This window comes from Maribacter polysaccharolyticus (assembly GCF_028882255.1).
Taxonomy (GTDB): Bacteria; Bacteroidota; Bacteroidia; order Flavobacteriales; family Flavobacteriaceae; genus Maribacter_A; species Maribacter_A polysaccharolyticus.
On sequence record NZ_JARBUY010000004.1, the window covers coordinates 328,992 to 349,405 of the forward strand.

Consider the following 20,414-nt stretch of genomic DNA (forward strand, 5'->3'; position numbering starts at 1 on the left):
ATTAAATTGAGTTACATTTCCCTATAGAGCTCCAATTTTTCCCATCTAGAGTCTACTTCCTCCTGTGCTTGTTGTAAAAGTTCAGCCCCTAATTCGGCATTATCCTTAACAACCCTGGAGAAACGTGTTTCCATATACATGAACTCTTCCAACGGTGCGGTGGGTGCTTTGGAATCCAACCTGAACTTCTTCCCTTTTGGTTTTGAAGGATCGAATCTGAACAGTGGCCAATACCCTGTCTCTACCGCTTTCGCTTGATGCATGGCCCCATCCCTAAGGTTATAACCGTGGTCACCACAATGTGAATAAGCAATGATCAATGATGGACCATCGTAAGCCTCAGCCTCTTCAATCGCTTTAAGGGTTTGAAGATCCTTGGCCCCGATTGCAATTTGTGCAACATAAACATTGTTATAGGAAACGGCTTGGAGTGCCAAACTTTTCTTTCCGGTACGTTTACCCGCCACGGCGAATTTAGCACTTGCACCCAATGGGGTCGATTTGGACATCTGTCCGCCGGTATTGGAATAAATCTCTGTATCCAAAACCATGATATTGATGTTTTCCCCTGAGGCCAATACGTGGTCTACACCACCGTAACCGATGTCATAGGCCCAACCATCCCCACCAAGTATCCAAACTGATTTTTTACGTAAGTACTGGGTCAATTGCGATAGTTTTTTGGCTTCAGGCTTATCGATTTCTGCCAATATGGCCCCGAGTTTTTCCAGATTATCGAAATTCTCTTGTTTTTCAGCCTCCGTTTTTTCAGGATTGTTTAAAATGGCATCGACCAATTCGGTACCGACCTCAGATGCGAGATCTTTTAGTAAGCCGACTGCGATTTCCTGCTTTTTGGACAATCCCAATTTCATCCCTAGTCCGTATTCGGCATTGTCTTCGAACAAGGAGTTGGCCCATGCAGGTCCCCTACCGAATTTGTTCTTTTTATAAGGAGTTGTCGGTAAATTACCACCATAGATTGAGGAACAACCTGTTGCATTCGCAATTAAGATACTGTCGCCGAACAATTGGGTCAATAATTTAATATAAGGTGTTTCCCCACAACCGGAACAAGCTCCTGAGAATTCAAACAATGGTTCAAGGAATTGTGAGCCTTTTACATTCGAAATCTGTAATTCCGTCCTGTTATAATCGGGAAGATCGATAAAGAAATCCCAATTTGGATCTTCAACGGCCTCAACCTCCAGTTTTTCATGCATGTTGATGGCTTTGAATTCCGGATCCTCCTTGCTTACGGCCGGACAAACGGCTACACAAAGGTCACAACCCGTACAATCCTGGGCGGAAACTTGCAGGACATAGGATTCTTCTGCCCCATTGAATGGCCTTCCCTTGGCAGGAACCGATTTTAAGGTTGCCGGTGCATTCGCCAATTCTTCATTGGAAACCACTTTTGCACGTATGGCGGCATGCGGGCAAATTGCCACACACTTGTTACATTGTGTACAAATATCCTCACCGTCCCAAACCGGCACATTGATGGCGATACCCCGTTTCTCAAATTGGGTAGTTCCTGTCGGGAAAGTACCGTCTACAGGGAATGCACTTACGGGAAGCTCATCGCCATTACCCGCCAATATTTTTCCAAGCACTTCTTTTACAAATGGATCGGCATCACCGGTCATCATTGGTTTAAGCTCAGTAGTACTGGAGATCTGTTTCGGATAATCGACTTTTTGAAGATTTTCCAATGATTTATCCACGGCATTGAAGTTCATTTGAACAACCGCGTCCCCTTTTTTGGAATACGACTTAACAATGGCCTCTTTAATTTTCTTTATGGCCTCATCTTTGGGAAGTACTCCGGAAATTGCGAAGAAACAGGTTTGTAATACCGTATTCGTACGCTTCCCTAATTTAGCGTCTTGAGCAACTTTAGTGGCATCGATGACGTAAAAATCCAATTCGTTTTCAACGATCTGCTCTTGCATCTTTTTAGGAAGAACCTCCCAAATCGCATCTTTATCAAAAGGAGCGTTCAATAAGAATGTCCCGCCCTTTTTAATGCTCTTTAGAATGTCATATTTTTCGATGAAGCTAAATTGATGGCAAGCAATGAAATTGGCTTTATGGATCAAATAAGTGGAATAGATCGGATCTGGTCCAAAACGTAAATGCGATACGGTTTGTGCACCCGCTTTTTTGGAATCATATACAAAATAACCCTGTACATAATTATCGGTGGTTTCACCGATAATCTTAATGGAGTTTTTATTCGCACCGACGGTACCGTCAGAACCTAAACCATAGAACATACAGTTAAAGGTGTTCTTGACAGTTTGTAACCTGCTTCCCAACGGAAGACTCTTGAAGGAAACATCATCATTGATACCTACGGTAAAGTGGTTTAAAGGCTGTTCCTTATCCAATTCATCATAAACCGATTTCACCATGGCCGGATCGAACTCTTTGGATGATAGCCCATAACGCCCACCAATGATCTGTGGCATGGCCCTATCGCTTTCCATGAATGCGGTCACTACATCTTGATATAAGGGTTCTCCGATACTACCGGGCTCTTTGGTCCTATCCAAAACAGCGACTTTTTTTACGGTTTCCGGTAGGGCATTGACAAAGTGGTCGATAGAGAATGGCCTAAATAAACGTACGATGATCGCACCGACTTTTTCCCCATTCTTGACCATGGTATCAACAGCTTCCATTACAGGCCCTTGACCGGAACCCATGATCACAATTACTTTTTCTGCCTCAGGATGGCCTACATAATAGAATAAGCTATATTTTCTTCCTGTGTGTTGGTAAAATTCATCCATCGTTTTTTCAACGATCCCGGGCACTTTATCATAATACAGGTTGGCAGCCTCCCTAGCTTGAAAGAATACATCCGGGTTTTGGGAAGTACCTCTCAATACCGGGTTATCTGGATCCAATGACCTTATCTTATGATCCATTATCTTATCCTCCGGCATCATTTCCTTGATGACCTCATCGGAAATGGCGTCAATTTTGGAAATCTCGTGGGAAGTCCTAAATCCATCAAAAATATTCATGAACGGAATTCTCGATTTCAATGTCGCTACCTGCGATATCATTGCCATATCCTGAGCTTCTTGCACAGAACCCCCGAACAACATGGCAAAACCTGTTTGCCTTGCAGCCATAACATCGGAATGGTCCCCGAAAATGGATAAGGCATGGGTGGCTATGGTTCTTGCGGCTACATGTATAACGGAGGGCAACATTTCCCCCGCCATTTTATACATGTTGGGTATCATTAAAAGTAAACCTTGGGAAGCGGTGAAAGTTGTAGTCAAGGCACCGGCCTGCAATGAACCGTGTACGGCCCCTGAAGCACCACCCTCACTTTGCATCTCAACGATCCTCGGTACATTGCCCCATATGTTTTTCTGGCCTTTGGCACTATACACATCAACGTGTTCGCCCATGGGCGAGGCAGGTGTGATGGGATAAATTGCACAAACCTCATTGGTCTTGTGTGCCACCCTTGCAACCGCTTCATTCGCGTCACAAATTAACTTTTTGGATTTTTTTTCCATGATGATTTTAGCTTGTTTTAAAGATACCCTAGCAAAATCGGGAAAAACCCTTTACGATCAATGGTAATGTTTAGCCGAGGTATCGGTTTTATTATTTCCATAAAAATAGATACAGTTTTATGGGCAGACTATGACATTTGTCAGGTTAACACCCACAAAATCAAAAGAAAAAAAAACGGGTCTTGAAAAAAGGGGACAACGTAAGCAGTCAAAAAAAAACATAGTTATCCGGTTTCATATACTACGAAGAAAAACGATGTAGTAATAGGAAAGATATATCCGGGTTTTAAACCCAAAAGAAACCTTGGGGTATCGATCGGACCGAAAAATACCCCTTTGGCAAATCCATTTAAAGAAGAATGATCCCTGATCTATTCCCCGTGCAACCAAGCCTTTTTCTCCAATAAGGCTTCTTCGGTCTCCACGTGGCTCTCATCAGGCACACAACAGTCTACTGGGCAAACTGATGCACATTGTGGCTCATCGTGGAATCCTTTACACTCGGTACATTTATCGGCAACGATAAAATAGAATTCATCAGAAATCGGTTCGTTCTCCTCATCAGCGTCCACTTCCCTTCCATCAGGTGTAGTCACCGTACCACTTAAAGCGGTTTCATCGGAATACGACCATTCTTGATCAGGTTCATAAATCGCATTGTTGGGGCATTCAGAAATGCAGGCATCACAATTAATGCACTCATCTGTAATTATTATAGCCATTTTACTTAATTTTATTTAATTAACGAAGTTAATATATAGGATAATGTCTTTTAATGACAAATATCATATTTTAATCTTAGGATGGTTTTAAATATAGTCACTAAATTTACCGAAAATTAATCGAATTCGTTCAAGAAAAATAAAATCTTATGGTTGCAGCCACAGAAAATAAAAAGCAAAAAGTAATAGATGCGGTGATCATCCGTTTTGTCGGTGATTCAGGAGACGGTATGCAATTGACGGGGACACAGTTTTCGGATACCTCAGCAATGTTCGGAAATGATGTTTCGACCTTCCCCAACTATCCTGCTGAAATCAGGGCCCCGCAAGGAAGTTTATATGGGGTTTCCGGATTTCAAGTTCATATTGGAAGTGTTGAAATCAATACGCCCGGTGATGACGTGGATCTTTTAGTGGCCATGAACCCCGCCGGTCTAAAAACAAATTTACACGCGCTTAAACCTGGCCATACGGTCATCGTGGATACCGATTCATTCACCAAAAAGAATCTGGAAAAGGCACTGTACGAAACCAATCCATTGGAAGATGGGAGCCTTGAAAACTATAGGGTCATTGAAGTGGGCATGACCACGTTGACCAAAGAAGCCTTAAAAGATCTGAAAGGATTGGACAATAAAGCCATTACCCGAAGTAAGAACATGTTCGCCCTGGGTATGGTTTATTGGATGTATGGCCGTTCTCGGGAACACACCATCGACTTCTTCAATAAAAAGTTCAAAAAGAAACCCCAGATCATCGAGGCCAATACCAAGGTTTTGAATGCGGGCTTTTATTTTGCCGAAACCTTGGAACTCATCCCGAATGCCTATTCCATTGCCCCGGCAAAAATGGAACCCGGTACCTACAGGATAATCATGGGTAACCAGGCCACCGCATGGGGCTTTTTGGCGGCAGCGGAAAAATCGGGCTTGGAATTGTTCTTGGGATCGTACCCCATCACCCCTGCCTCCAATATCTTACATGAATTGGTGAAACACAAGCACTTTGGGGTAAAAACTTTACAGGCCGAGGATGAGATTGCAGGAATCAGTTCTGCCATCGGAGCCTCATTTGCCGGTGATTTGGCCATAACCACGACATCGGGACCCGGATTGGCCCTAAAGGCAGAGGCCTTGGGATTGGCCATGATGATCGAACTACCCTTGGTAATCGTAGACGTACAACGTGGTGGCCCCTCAACCGGATTACCTACAAAAACAGAACAGTCAGACCTTTTACAGGCCATGTACGGTAGAAATGGGGAAAGTCCCATTATTGTCATAGCCGCCAGTACCCCTGCCAACTGTTTTAATTATGCCTATGAAGCGGCCAAATTAACGATCGAGCACATGACACCCGTCCTCCTGTTGACCGATGGGTATATCGCCAACGGTTCGGCACCATGGAAAATCAAATCGGTATCCCAAATGCCCGAAATCAAAAACCATATCATTAAGAAGGCGACCGACACATGGCACCCCTATGATCGGGATAACGATACCCTGGCAAGAAATTGGGCCATCCCCGGTACACCGGACTTGGAGCACAGGGTAGGCGGACTCGAAAAGGACCGCGTATCGGGCAATGTTTCCTATGTTCCTGAAAACCACGAATACATGACGAAAATAAGGGCGGAAAAGGTAAAAAGGGTGCAAAATTACATCCCTGAAATCGTCCCCGAATTTGCCGATGAAGGAGATCTTTTGGTCGTAGGATGGGGAGGTACCTATGGTAGTTTGCATTCAGCGGTAAAGGAATTGCATGAAGATGGTTACGACAATATCGGATTCGCACATTTCAACTATATCAATCCACTACCGAAAAATACCAGTGAGGTATTACGGAAATTCAAGAAAATCATCGTCTGTGAGTTGAACAGTGGTCAATTTGTAAAGGTGCTGAAAATCAATTGCAGTGAATTCGATTTCCTTCAATTCAACAAAATACAAGGTCTGCCGTTCCCGAACAATGAATTGGTGGAAAAATTTAAATCTTTAGTTCAATAAATTATGGAAGCAGCAGTAAAAGAATATACATACAAGGACTTTACCAGTGATCAAGAAGTACGATGGTGCCCTGGTTGCGATGACTATGTCATACTCCGATCTATGCAGAAAGCACTTCCGGAAATGGGGGTTAAAAAAGAAGATGTCGTCTTTATATCAGGAATCGGATGTTCTTCACGTTTTCCCTATTATATGGACACCTATGGAATGCACAGCATCCACGGTAGGGCCCCGGCCATTGCCACAGGCGTTAAATTGACCAATCCTGATTTAAGTGTATGGGTCATAACCGGTGATGGCGACTCCATGGCCATTGGTGGCAATCATTTCATACATGTATTACGAAGGAATATCGACCTGAATATCGTCTTGTTCAACAATGAGATATACGGACTTACGAAAGGGCAGTTTTCACCAACCTCCTTAGTGGGCCAGAAAACGAAATCATCACCCTACGGCAACACCCAACCTCCATTTTTGGCCGGGGAACTGGCCATAGGGGCGCAAGCCCGTTTTTTCGGAAGGATATCAGGGAATACCCCCAAAGAAATGACCCAGATGTTCATTGATGCGGAAAAGTTCAAGGGAACTTCACTTATCGAGGTGTTGCAAAACTGTCCCATATTCAACGATGGGGCCTATTCCAAATATACCGATAAGGCCGTTCGGGAAGACCGCATGCTTTTCGTGGAACATGGCAAACCCATGATCTTCGGAAAAGAACGCAACAAAGGATTGGTATTGAACGGATTAAAATTGGAAGTTGCCACTTTAGGCGAAAATGGCATTACGGAAGCGGATATTTTAGTACATGACGCCAAGGAAAAAGATCCTACTTTGCACCAGATGCTGGTACGTTTGGAATATCCTATGGTGACCGGTATCATCAGAGCCTTTGATGATGTAACCTTGGAAGAAAGGGAAGATGCCCTTACGGCCCAGGTTAAATCGGATTCCAGCTATAAGAAAACCGATGATTTATTTTTCTCCGGGGATATTTACAATGTATTTTAATACACCGTAGAAAATAATTTTACCCATAAAAATCCGATCAGGCCTTTTTAGCCATTCCTATACCTAAGGATATGCTAAAAGGGCCTTCTGATTTGGAATCGTCAGTCGCAAACAACCCTTCCAATTCCTTAGGATTGCACCTTTCTGGTTGAGATGACCAAACGGATTCTCAAAGAAGTTTGACAACCAAGTCCTTTTCACCTTTTCCCAGACAATGAAGTTCAAATGCTTTTGGTTTTTGGCGTCCTACCAAAAAGAACCCCAAACCATATTCATGGCATTCGAAAAAGGCATCTAAATTTCGTACTTTTACTTCCGGGCAAAACCTTCCTATATCCTTTATCGATTATTAAGGAAGGACATGAAAATTCCTATTGGATCAACCATTCGATTAGCAACCATAATTAAATCAATAATGAGGGTACGTTTACTTGTTTTATCACTGACAGCGATAGCGTTGTCCGTTTCATCATGTAATTTTGATGCGAAAACAACAAAAGAGGACCGATTGCCCCCCTCCCAATTCAAAAGTGATGGGATCAGTATGGAAAACGAAACGAAAATAGACGCCCTGATTGCCCAAATGACCCTTGAGGAAAAAGTAGGAATGCTTCACGGTAATAGCATGTTCGCGACAGCGGGCGTTGAACGTTTGGGAATTCCAACACTGAACATGACCGATGGGCCCTTGGGGATTCGAGAAGAGATTTCCAAAGACAATTGGGCACCGGCAGGCTGGGACAACGACTTCGCTACCTACTATCCGGCGGCAGGAAGTGTAGCCGCAACTTGGAATCCGGAATTGGCCTACAAATTCGGAAATAGTGTTGGGCAAGAAGCCCGTGCCCGGGATAAAGATGTATTACTTTCCCCTGCGGTCAACATCATCCGTACCCCTTTGGGTGGGCGAACCTACGAATATTTTACCGAAGACCCTTTTTTAAACAAAAAACTGGCGGTACCCTTTATTATCGGCATTCAGGACAATGACGTTATGGCCTGTGTAAAACACTATGCCGTAAACAACCAAGAAACCAACCGTGATTATGTAGATGTCAACACCGATGAACGGACTTTAAGGGAAATATACCTTCCTGCCTTCAAGGCCTCGATTAAAGAAGCCAATGCTTACAGCGTTATGGGGGCCTACAATAAGTTTCGAGGGGATTTTTTATGTGAAAACGATTATATGCAGAATAAAATCCTAAGGGATGAATGGGGATTCAAGGGCATTATCATCTCCGATTGGGCCGCCGTACATTCCACCGTAAAATCCCTGATGAACGGATTGGATATTGAGATGGGCACCCGTAAACCTTTTAACGAGTATTTCTTGGCCGACAAGTTATTGGCTGCCACCAAAGCCGGTGAAATCAGTGAAAAAGAAATAGACAAACATGTTCGGCGAATACTTCGGGTTCTGTTCCAGGTAAAGGCCATTGAAAGTGCCGATAGGATCAAAGGAAGTTTGGCCACGGAAGAACACTACAAAGACGCCTATGATATTGCAGCCGAGTCGATCGTCTTACTAAAGAATGAGCACAAACTCCTTCCTTTGAAATTGGATGGCATCAATTCCATAGCCGTTATCGGCAACAATGCCACTAAAAAAAATGCCTTGGGCGGATTTGGTGCCGGGGTAAAGACAAAACGCGAGGTAACACCACTGGATGGACTTAAAAACAGGCTTCCCGAAAATATCGAAATAAATTATGCCGAAGGCTATTTGGAAAGATATACCAAAAATGATAACGACCAAAAGTCCGAGATTACCTTGAACACCCCTACTACGGTCACCGCATTGGACCCCGAAAAGTTTCAAGAAGCGTTGGAAGTCGCAAAAAATGCCGACATGGCCATTATTTTTGCGGGGTCCAATCGGGATTATGAGACGGAAGCCTCTGACCGCAAAGACCTATCCCTCCCCTTTGGACAAGAAGAGTTGATCGAAAAGGTGTTGGCCGTGAATCCCAAGACCATTGTGGTTATGATCGGTGGCGCCCCATTTGACCTTAATACGATCAAAGCGGAATCATCATCCTTACTATGGAGTTGGTTCAATGGTTCTGAAGGAGGTAATGCCCTGGCCGATGTTATCTTGGGAAACATCAACCCTTCCGGAAAACTCCCATGGACCATGCCTAAAAAAATCGAAGATTCCCCTGCCCATGCAACCCATAGTTTTCCCGGTGATGGATCGGTCACTTATGAAGAAGGCATATTGGTAGGCTACCGATGGTTCGACACAAAGAACATCGAACCCCTTTATCCTTTTGGTTATGGCCTTTCCTATACCCATTTCGAGTTTTCCAAAATTGGCACAAACAAGGAATCCTATTCAGAAGACGAAGAAATCAAAATACATTTCACGATTTCGAATACAGGGAGCCAGGACGGCCACGAAGTTGCCCAAGTATATGTTTCGCATCCGGGCTCATCTGTTGAAAAGGCCGAAAAAGAATTAAAGGGGTTCAACAAGGTCTTTGTTTCAAAAGGCGCTTCCCAAGATGCCTCAATCAGCATTCCCGTCAAGGAATTGGCTTTTTATCAAGAAGCCACCGATAAATGGATCGTGGAAAAAGGGACATATCTCTTGAAAATCGGTAACTCTTCCAGAAACATACTGCAAGAAGTTCCCATCAAAATCCATTGATCACAAACAATACGTTTCGATTTCTGGAAATAAAACAGATTAACCAACAGGACTTTATGTCCTAAGCATTTTTTATAATGAAGATTTTTTTACGCATCATTACGGCATTCATCCTTATCGCTTTTGTCTCTTGTAAAGAACAAAAAAATGGGGAATACACGGAAATACCACCTGAAAACCTCGATAATATTTTCGCCTCGACCGAACAAATTCCCGATTCCGATTTTTTAGGGGATGATGCCTGCAAAAAATGCCATGTTCAGGAATACAAGGACTGGGAAGGATCCCATCATGATAAAGCCATGCAATTGGCAAATAGGGAAACCATTTTAGCTGATTTTAAAGGGGAGAAATTCACCAGCCAAGGGGTTACGTCACGATTTTATACCCAAGGTGACGATTTTTTCGTGCATACGGAAGGACCCGATGGCAAGTACCATGATTATAAGATCATTTATACTTTCGGTATCACCCCGCTACAGCAATACATTGTGGAATTCCCCAATGGTCGATACCAATGCCTTAGAACTGCGTGGGACTCCATAAAAAACAAATGGTTCGACCTATACCCCGATTTTAAGGTAGTACATTCCGAATGGTTGCACTGGTCTAGAGGAGGGTTAAACTGGAACACCATGTGTTCTGACTGCCACTCTACCAATGTCAGGAAAAACTACAACCCGGACACCAAGGGGTATGACACCAAATTCGCCTTGATCAACGTCAACTGTGAGGCCTGTCACGGTCCGGGAAAACAGCATGTTGATGAAGCTTCCCGCATGGGCCAGGACTATAAAGCGTCCGGAAACATGCAAATGACAGTGAATACACCCCCTAAGGAACTGGTCGATCAATGCGCCAGATGCCATATGCGACGGGAACAGATTTCGGAGTACTTCAATTTCGAAGGTACCATGCTCGATCATTATTTTCCACAATTGATCGACGATAGATTATATTTTGCGGATGGGCAGATTCTTGATGAGGATTATGTTTACGGCTCCTTTATACAGAGTAAGATGTACCAGAACAATGTCATGTGTACCAATTGTCATGATTCGCACTCCTTAGCCCTCAAATTCGAAGGGAACGATTTATGTTTGCAATGCCATGTGCCCGAAAATTACAATACCCCTAAACACCATTTTCATGAGGTGAATTCGGAAAGTGGGCAGTGTATTAATTGCCATATGACAGGCAGATATTATATGGGCAATGATTTTAGAAGGGACCATAGCTTCAGGATCCCCAGACCCGATCTAAGCATAAAATACGACACTCCGAATGCCTGTGTGGGTTGTCACGAGGACAAGGATAACGAATGGGCTTGGGAAGCTTTCAAGGAACTGTACGGCACTCCGGATTATGAACACTTTTCCGAAATGTTGGCCCCGGGAATCCACGGTGACCCCGAGGGCAAGGAAGCACTTTTAAAATTGATGCACGATACCCTTCAACCTGAAATTGCAAGGGCCTCGGCCATTAATGGGATGCAATATTATATCAATGCCAATGACATGAACAATTTAATGACCTTTTTAGAGGACTCCTCTCCGTTGGTAAGGGGCGCCACATTGGATGTCTTGGGCAATATAAATACTACCGATTACGCCACCTACCTGATTCCCCTTTTAAAAGACCATAAAAGATCGGTCAGGGTAAAGGCGTTTTATGCCTTGGGAACATTGAATGAAAACCAAATTCCTTCCGAATACAAAGAGGCCTACGCCAGGGTCAAAAAAGAGTTTTTCACCTATTTGGACGCTACATCCGATTTTTCAGGTGGATTGGCCAAGAAAGCCAGTTATTATCTCAAGAAAGGAGACCTCTCCCAAGCCATAGAAAATTATGGAAAAGCCCTGGATATAGACCCCTTGAATAATTTGGTGCGAACGAGTTTGGCCAATCTATATTACAGGAACGGAGAATTGGACAAGGCCGAAAAAGCATTTAAAACGATAATCGAGCAAGAACCCGGGTACGGTCCCACCTATTACTCTTTGGCACTCCTATTGGCCGAGGTGGGCAGAACAAAGGAAGCGATTACAGAATTGGAAAAGGCAATTACCTATATGCCTGAAAATTTAAGGGTCTATTATAATCTTAGCCTGTTATATGACAAGGGAAATGAAAGGGTTAAAGCAAAGAACACCCTACTGAAAGGGTTAAAGGTGGCCCCCACCAATGAGGACCTCTTATATACGTTGGCTTTTTTCTATTCCAAATACGGAGAAACCGAAAAAGCGAAGGAAGTCGGTAGGCAACTCTTACAATTGTATCCCAACAATCGCAATTACATAACGTTTATGCAACAATTGGAAGCCGTAAATTAAAAAGCTTGAAGTTTTACAAGTTAAAAATCAAGTTTACTTACCGGCAAATCAACGAAATTAACAGGCCTTTAAGTCCCTAAGGCAGGGTAATTGCTATCTTTATCCCCATAAATTACGGTATAACGATGGATATTAAGCCTGCTTTACTTTTTGCTTTTTCTTTACTGATATACACGACCATGACCGCACAAACGGACATACCGAACAGTACCCCTTTGGAAATCGGCGTAATGACTACCCCCGACAACAATAACAACACCTCGCAAGGAGCTGCTTTGAATATCCCCTCTATCATAGACCTAAAGCCAAATGTCAATCTAAAGGACTCACTCAGCACCGTACCTATTAACATGAATCTTGACAACGGAATGCTACAGGCCGGGCATGATTTAAAACTGGACACCAAAATAGGCCGTTCAGAAAAACAAGGGGGATCCAAGGAAAAATTCGGTGACCAATATTTGGGGGACATCAAGAATAATGGAAAATTCGTAGGCATTGTCTGTCGTGACCATGAATATGTAGATGGTGACCGGGTGAAGATTTCGCTCAACGGACGGGTTATCGACTATAACGTGTTACTCACCGCTAACTTCAAGGGAGTCAATATAGACTTGGAAAAGGGTTTTAACCGTTTGGATTTCGAAGCCTTAAACGAGGGCTCGTCAAGTCCCAATACGGCCCAGGTCGCCGTATATGATGACGAAGGCAATTTGATCTATTCCAACAGATGGCTATTGTCCCAAGGCTCAAAAGCGACTTTGATCATTACAAAGGAGTAGTTTTGGGTAGTCCTCGATCCCCGGCCGATCCCTAATTTAGTAACAGCGCTTACTCCAAAGGCTATGGCTTTCACTTACAAAAAAGCCAATGCCAATTTAATATCCTCATAATCCACTTTACCGTTGAGTGCAAAATGTAACGGCTTTAAACTTGTAGTATCCTCTTTTATTCCCTTTTTGGCTTTTGCGACTTTTTCGAGCAAAACAGCATCGGGTCTGTAAAAATCGAGATCTTCGTTCGGAAAATCTTTTCGCAATCGAATCAAATGACCCGCGATGGTCCCCTGTGACAACCCACGCTCTTCGGCGATTTTTTCCAATGGCATTTTTTGTTTCAGGTAGCCCAACGTAATTTCATAAGTCGATCGTTTTTTTACTTTCTTCCCTTTTAATTTTTTTGAATGCGCTTCGATTTCTTTAATATTTGTAAGTCCACCACATGCTTTTATAAACTGCATTGTTTCTTCTTCCAATGTTTTAAAATCATACTCAGCATCCGCGATTTGGGAAAGTTCCTGAAATCGCAAATCGGCCTTGAGTGCCAGTCCATCGACCCTAAGGGCCATTTCATTAAAACCTGAAAGGTGTAAATTTTCAATATCCCTCAATCGGGAAAGAGCCACATACCCCTGCCCGCGTTCAAAGGTTTTCGAAAGATCTATAAATGCGGCATCCAAGGTCATGCCCTGACATTTATGAACGGTAATTGCCCATGCCAACCGTAGGGGTATTTGATCCAAACTTGCCAATACCTTACCAAAATCGTCATGTATGCCCCAAGTTTCTTGTTTTACGGTTATCCGCTTTTCGTCAAATGTCTTTACAACAGGAAAACCCTCTTCGGTAAAATCAATGACCGTGCCCAACGTCCCATTTACATAACCTTGCTCAGGATTGTTGCGGACGAACATCACCTTGGCTTCTATTTTCAACTCGAGATACTCATGGGCCAAAACGGATTTCTTTAAGGTCTCTACCAACTTTTTATTGCCTTTGGTAGCAGCCTTGAACTTTCTTGAACGGCCAGGCAGCTTTTCCAATTCCAAAGTGTTCAACCGATCTACATCGATATTATGGGTAAACAATTTAGTCGGTATTTCCTTTTTATCAAGAACATTCGTCCCCGCATTTTTAAGTAGTTCCATGCTCCGAGGCGAAATGTTCGCCGATCGGATCTCACTTAAGATTCCATTTAGGATATTATCCCCTTCTTGGCGATATTGTTCGGTCAAATAACAGATTTTCAAATCTGCGGAAAGCCAAGCTTGGGACATGAATGAAAATTTGTCCTTACTTTTCTCTTCGTTCCTTCCTATTGGGGGTAATTGAAAAAAATCGCCGCATAATACGATCTGTATACCGCCGAAGGCCCGATGGTCCTCCTTAAAAAAACGAAGTACCTCATCGACCATATCCAATTGGTTTTTATGCAACATTGATATTTCATCAATGATAAGGATCATAGCCTCTTCCAAATGTTTTTTAAGATATTTCTTGGTACGCAATGTCACCAAATTGGCCCTGGTCAATCTTTCCTTAATACCGAATCCGGCCCATGAATGTATGGTCATTCCATTCATGTGGGTGGCGGCAATCCCTGTGGATGCGGTAATTGCTACAGGCACCTTTCGCTCCTTTAGGTAAGAGATATACGTATTGAGTACATAGGTCTTTCCCGTACCTGCGGAACCTGTAAGGAAAACATTTTTCCCCGATTTTAAAAGAGCCAGTGCTTTTTCTTGTTGCATTATATTATTATTGGAACTACTTTAATATACGTAGTTTTTAAAACGTATTCACTTTTGGAAGATATCCATTATATCCCTAAAAACAAATCCCTGGATATATGTACCGTAGTCTACGGTTGATTTCCGTAGCTTTAAATTTGGTTTTTTTGGTCCGATCAATGTAAAATGCTGTGATTACCTCTTCCCGCCGGGCTTATACGTCTCTTTGGCATTTGCCAACACATCATCCCTATAAAAGGCTACCTCTTTGAATTCTATGTCGGCATAACGTTGCGCTTGATCATTGAAATGAGGTGACATTGGGTCCCCACTTTGACCACCGGCCAAAATGCTTTTCGCTTTCACCCTATCACCAAATTCCACTACAGCGACAAAGCTATTACCTCGCGTCCCGTATATCTTTTTGGTGTTATTGGTATATCGTGCCCCAAAAGCGGCCAAAGCTCCCCAGCGACCCGAAGCGAACCCGATGGGAATACTGGGCTTGGCATCATCAAAAGGTTGGCGCATATCCCCATTTAGGCGTTGGTAACGGTTTACTTCTCCCCAAGGTATTTCCCAAGTACCAAAATCGTCTTTCAACTTTGTAATAACGGTACTGAAAAGCATGATCATTTCCTTAGGGGTAAGATAAGTTTCCGTCGAATTGAAAAGTTCCATTTGGGAGGGTCTAATTTCCCCATTCATCCTGGTACGCCAATTTAAAATTTCGGTTCCATAATAATGTGCCAAGGTCATTGCCTTTGATTCCCTTGAAGTTCTATAATCCCATTCCCGTAAAATGGTGATCGCAGCCCCCATATCCGATGGTCTATCGGGCTGATCATCATAAGCGGTGATCAAAGCCGGAATTAATTTTTCGAAAGCGGGCAAATAGGGGTCATGGGCCAGTTTGATCAGACCATCCAAAGTATATCCTTTTTTATCCTTTAGGAGGTTGATGGCATGTACTCCCCTAAAATTTTCCTGATCGATAGACATATAACCGGGATAATCCTCTTTTTTGGGACTAAACTCCATCGCAGCCGTATAAGGGGTTGAATTACAGTTTTGAAGCCATCCGTTTTCCGGGTTAAGCAATAGAATGGTTTCCTCCACGGTATGCAACCCTTGCCAATCGGTCTGCGGATCACTACCATCCACAGGCTGGGAATAATCAAATTGCGTATCGCGCTTAGGCACGAAATTTCCATGAAAATAGGCAATGTTTCCTTCCGCATCGGCATAGACGGTATTGTTGGATGAATTTGTGCGTATATCCATCATTTCCCGAAATCCTTTATAACCCTTTTGTTTGGTTCTGATATAGGATTGCTCCAAGGCCTTGACAGGTTCCCACATCATGGCCGAGGCCGTCCATTGCCCATCGCTCATATGGGTAATCGGGCCATGATGGGTATGGTAGGCGGGAAAGGTTTTTTCTTTTAGTATATCGCCTTCTTTATATTTCAAGGTTATCCCGGATTCCTTTACAGGACGTAATTCTTCCCCATATTGGTACATGAGGTCATTGTCGATTTTTACAATGGTTTCCTTAAACTCATCCATTACATCGGTATAGGTAGAGGTATGCATCCAACCCGTTTTTTCGTTAAAGCCTTGATATACGAAAAATTGTCCCCAGGTTACGGCCCCATAGGCGTTGAGGCCCTCCTCGCTGACCACATGTACTTCACCCCTGAAATAAAATGAAGTATGCGGATTGATCAAAAGCATGGTATTACCCGATTTTGTCAATTTCCCTGAAATAGCTATTCCATTAGAACCCTGTGGTTCCGCCATTTCCTTCTCCTTTTTTATTTGCAGTTCCTCTGACTCGGGAATCTGCATGCCACTTTCATAAAATGCCTTTATTTTTGAAGTGGAAATCCGTTCTATATCACCCCCAATGGAGCCTTCACTGAAATACATGGGCATCCAGGGTTCAAAATGGGTCAATAATTTAGGTTGGACTTCTGGGTGGGTATGCAAATAATAATTGATGCCATCGGCAAATGCATTACACAATGCCTTTAACCAATCCGGACTATTTTCATAATTGGCCTTGGCCTCCCCCTCGGTCATGAACAATTTAGCACGGAGATCACTGTAAATGGCATCTTCCCCCTCTACTTCGGACAAACGGCCAGTGGCCCAAATATAATTTTGTTCTACCCGGTTAAAATCATCCTCACATTGTGCATACAGCAAACCGAAAACCGCATCGGCATCGGTCTTGCCATAAATATGGGGTACCCCGAAGGCATCACGGATAATTTCAACATTGGCCGCTTGTGCTTCCCACTTTTCCACTTGGGGATCGTTTGGTTTTTCTGCCTTACAAGCCACTACCAAAATAAATGACAACAAGCATATAATTCTTTTCATAGATGTTCTTTTATTGATTTTTTATAAGGAAATATAAATGTAACCGATTTTTACCAGCCTCCGCTAGCTCCGCCACCACCGGAACTGCCTCCCCCACCGGAAAACGAACCGGAACTACCACTGGATGAGCCAGAACTAAATGAATGCGTTCCTGAAGAAGAGAATGTTTTCCTAAAATACGTTTTATCATTCTTTAACCAAGATATGCCCAATTCTTCTTTACCGGAAATTTTAAGTTTTATAAAAGCTATGATTGCGGCTATGCCAAAGAAAGGCACTAGGAACCAAAGTAAAACCGCAGGTTCATCGAATAGTTTTGCCAAGAGAAAGCGTTTAGGCTCATAAATACTAGAAACCACGGTTAAAGGAACCAATACAAAGACCAAACCAATTACGCTTGAAAAAGACCCTGAAATAAGCATAAATAATCCAGGTACAACACCTAATTTACCCATAAAAATACCCCTGAAAACTTCTACTATATTTCTATAACTTTTTAAGAAAAAAAATCCGCCTACAGAAATAAAAATCAATAGGAAGATACCCATAAACACATTGCTGATAAATTGGCCTTTGTTCTCCCCATCCTCTATTTCCTGTTTAAATTCGGCCAATGCATCGGGATCGTTCAAAAACTGCATGAGTTGATTTGATGCTTCATTAACACCTTTAAAATAGTCCCCTTCTTTGAAATTGGGGATCATAGTGTTTCTTATGATTCTTGAAGCAACGGCATCTGTGATATAGGGTTCTAAGCCATATCCTACCTCTATTCTCACTTCCCTATCGCTTTCGGAAAACAATATGAGCAATCCATTATCCTTACCTTTCTGACCAATTCCGTTTTGATTGAACAGACCATTGGCATAAGATTCAATAGTATCAAAACCCAATTCTTCAATAGTAACCACTACGAACTGATTTGTGGTTTTTTCTTCGAAATCCAATAAACGTTGATTTAAATCAAGTACTTGATCGGGAGTAAATACATCGGCACTATCGGTTACATAGTCACGTAATTCGTAAAATTGCTGTTGCGCATTGGAATAAAATGAAACCAATAGAAAAAGAAAAACTGTTTTTTTAAGCATACCATATAAATCCTGATACTCAAATACAAAAACCTTTATTGATACTCCGCATCATTATCAAAACCTATGCTAGATTCTCTCAAATCTTTAGAATTGAAGTAACTTGCGAGCGTTTTGCCGGAAAAATGGATTGGAGATGGCAAAACACATAAAAAAATAGCTATGCCCGAAAAGAAAGTAAGTATCCTAACTGCCTTTAAAACGATCATTTGGCCAAGAAGGAATCTCGTATTCATTGGTCTTTTACTAATCGTTATCAGTAGGGCAGCGAGTTTCGTAACCCCCGTTGCCTCAAAATATTTGATCGATGATGTCATTGCCAACAATGATATGCAAATGCTTAAACTTTTGGTAACCGTAGTCATTTTGGCAATTCTCGTACAGGCGGTCACCTCCTTCCTATTGACCAAGATCCTTAGCGTACAGGCCCAATATATGATATCGGAATTAAGGGCCCAAGTACAGAAAAAAGTACTTTCATTACCCATCAGTTACTTTGACAATGCCAAATCGGGCGCATTGGTATCCCGTATAATGTCCGATGTTGAAGGGGTTCGGAACCTTATTGGCACGGGGTTGGTTCAACTGGTCGGGGGCATAATCACAGCCATCGTGTCTTTGATCTTATTGCTAAGGATAAGTCCAAGTATGACCCTGTTCACCTTCATCCCATTGACCATTTTCGGAATAATAGCCTTAAAAGCCTTTAAAATCATACGTCCCATATTCCGAAATCGCGGAAAAATAAATGCCGAGGTCAAAGGAAGATTGACCGAAACTTTAGGGGGGATAAGGGTAATAAAGGGATTCAACGCCGAAGAACAGGAACACAAGGTATTCGAAGCCGGGGTCGATGAATTATTCCAGAATGTAAAAAAGAGTTTGACCACAACGGCGTTTATGACCAGCTCCTCGACCTTTTTGATCGGTTTGGCCACCACTGGGGTCATGGGAATCGGCGGTTATAAAATAATGCAGGGTGAATTGACCATAGGCGATTTATTAATGTTCACCGTGTTATTGGGTACCATGGTCGCCCCCATAGTTCAAATGAGCAATATCGGTAGTCAATTGACCGAAGCCCTTGCCGGCCTAGACCGTACGGAAGAGTTAATGAACATGACCCCGGAAGCCGATGAGGCCCAACGGAATATTGTTTTGGACCATGTTGTGGGGGATATGACCTTTAAGGATGTTTCCTTTGCGTATGAAGAAGATAAGGAAGTGCTGCACAACATCTCATTTGAGGTGAAATCCGGAACCGTGGTCGCACTGGTGGGGAGTTCCGGCTCGGGAAAGAGTACCATTGCGGGTCTGGCAGCAAGTTTCCTAAATCCACAGTCCGGTAAAATTACCATCGATGGCAATGATCTGGCCCATGTAGACCTCAACAGTTTTCGCCAACACTTAGGTGTGGTATTGCAGGATGATTTTCTATTTGAAGGTACTATTCGAGAGAATATATTATTCCCAAGGCCCAATGCCTCCGAAGAAGAACTACAAAATGCGGTAAAAGCGGCCTATGTCGATGAATTCACCGATCGTTTTGATGACGGTCTTAATACATTGATCGGGGAGCGTGGCATTAAACTATCGGGCGGACAAAGACAACGGATCGCCATTGCAAGGGCCGTTTTGGCGAATCCGCGCCTATTGATATTGGATGAAGCCACTTCAAACTTGGATACCGAGAGTGAAGCCTTGATCCAAAAAAGTTTGGCAAAACTCACCGAAGGGCGTACGACATTTGTCATTGCCCATAGATTGAGTACCATCAGAAAGGCAAATCAAATCCTGGTCGTAGAAAATGGACAAATCGCCGAACAGGGTACCCATGACGACCTCATAGCAAAAGAAGGAAGATACTATAACCTATTTACTTACCAAGCAAGGATTTAATAAGGAACTATACGTTACCTTATTCTATGTTTATGACCTCCTCGATTTGAGGTGCATATTTTTTTATGGTCATCTCTACCCCGCTCTTTAAGGTCATCTGGTTTACACTACAGCCCACACAGGCCCCTTGTAACCTTACTTTGACCGAGGTATCGTTTTTATCTATGGAAATCAATTCTATGTCTCCCCCATCACTTTGAAGGAAAGGACGTATTTCCTCCAAGGCTTTCTCAATATTGGTCCTTATGTCATCCATA

At 42.9% G+C, this 20,414-nt stretch carries 12 protein-coding genes; 6 read left to right on the forward strand and 6 right to left on the reverse strand.

Annotated elements, in window-relative coordinates:
• Positions 1–11: 11 nt before the first annotated feature.
• Both nifJ and PHU20_RS14010 read right to left on the reverse strand, forming a co-directional pair.
• Complete coding sequence (gene nifJ / locus PHU20_RS14005) at positions 12–3,542, reverse strand: pyruvate:ferredoxin (flavodoxin) oxidoreductase (protein ID WP_274826013.1); 3,531 nt, start codon at positions 3,540–3,542, stop codon at positions 12–14.
• Between the two features lie 371 nt (positions 3,543–3,913).
• Positions 3,914–4,264, reverse strand: a complete 351-nt coding sequence (locus PHU20_RS14010) for a 4Fe-4S binding protein (RefSeq protein ID WP_274826014.1) — start codon at positions 4,262–4,264, stop codon at positions 3,914–3,916.
• Between the two features lie 149 nt (positions 4,265–4,413).
• Here PHU20_RS14010 and PHU20_RS14015 point away from each other — a divergent pair, with 149 nt between their 5' ends.
• From PHU20_RS14015 to PHU20_RS14035, 5 genes are all read left to right on the forward strand, one after another.
• On the forward strand, positions 4,414–6,270 hold the full coding sequence (locus PHU20_RS14015) for a 2-oxoacid:acceptor oxidoreductase subunit alpha (protein ID WP_274826015.1): 1,857 nt from the start codon (positions 4,414–4,416) through the stop codon (positions 6,268–6,270).
• A gap of 3 nt (positions 6,271–6,273) precedes the next feature.
• Positions 6,274–7,284 (forward strand): 2-oxoacid:ferredoxin oxidoreductase subunit beta, encoded by a 1,011-nt coding sequence (locus PHU20_RS14020; protein ID WP_274826016.1) that lies wholly within the window; start codon positions 6,274–6,276, stop codon positions 7,282–7,284.
• Between the two features lie 415 nt (positions 7,285–7,699).
• Positions 7,700–9,937, forward strand: coding sequence for a beta-glucosidase family protein (locus tag PHU20_RS14025; RefSeq protein WP_274826017.1), 2,238 nt, complete (start codon positions 7,700–7,702; stop codon positions 9,935–9,937).
• Positions 9,938–10,014: 77 nt separating this feature from the next.
• Positions 10,015–12,270 carry a tetratricopeptide repeat protein gene (locus PHU20_RS14030; RefSeq protein WP_274826018.1) on the forward strand — a complete coding sequence of 752 codons (2,256 nt, stop codon included), beginning with the start codon at positions 10,015–10,017 and terminating at the stop codon, positions 12,268–12,270.
• Between the two features lie 125 nt (positions 12,271–12,395).
• Complete coding sequence (locus PHU20_RS14035; protein ID WP_274826019.1) at positions 12,396–13,052, forward strand: hypothetical protein; 657 nt, start codon at positions 12,396–12,398, stop codon at positions 13,050–13,052.
• A gap of 74 nt (positions 13,053–13,126) precedes the next feature.
• Here the strand turns inward: PHU20_RS14035 and PHU20_RS14040 are convergent, their stop codons facing one another.
• From PHU20_RS14040 to PHU20_RS14050, 3 genes are all read right to left on the reverse strand, one after another.
• Complete coding sequence (locus tag PHU20_RS14040) at positions 13,127–14,800, reverse strand: AAA family ATPase (RefSeq protein WP_274826020.1); 1,674 nt, start codon at positions 14,798–14,800, stop codon at positions 13,127–13,129.
• A 174-nt stretch (positions 14,801–14,974) separates the two neighbouring features.
• Positions 14,975–17,167 carry an acylase gene (locus tag PHU20_RS14045; protein ID WP_274826021.1) on the reverse strand — a complete coding sequence of 731 codons (2,193 nt, stop codon included), beginning with the start codon at positions 17,165–17,167 and terminating at the stop codon, positions 14,975–14,977.
• Between the two features lie 50 nt (positions 17,168–17,217).
• Positions 17,218–18,258 carry a TPM domain-containing protein gene (locus PHU20_RS14050; RefSeq protein WP_274826022.1) on the reverse strand — a complete coding sequence of 347 codons (1,041 nt, stop codon included), beginning with the start codon at positions 18,256–18,258 and terminating at the stop codon, positions 17,218–17,220.
• Positions 18,259–18,420: 162 nt separating this feature from the next.
• Between PHU20_RS14050 and PHU20_RS14055 the strand changes: the two genes are divergently transcribed.
• A complete protein-coding gene (locus PHU20_RS14055) occupies positions 18,421–20,157 on the forward strand; it encodes an ABC transporter ATP-binding protein (RefSeq protein WP_274826023.1) in 1,737 nt (578 codons plus the stop codon).
• Positions 20,158–20,176: 19 nt separating this feature from the next.
• Here the strand turns inward: PHU20_RS14055 and PHU20_RS14060 are convergent, their stop codons facing one another.
• Positions 20,177–20,413 carry a NifU family protein gene (locus PHU20_RS14060; protein ID WP_274826024.1) on the reverse strand — a complete coding sequence of 79 codons (237 nt, stop codon included), beginning with the start codon at positions 20,411–20,413 and terminating at the stop codon, positions 20,177–20,179.
• Between the last annotated feature and the right edge of the window lies 1 nt (position 20,414).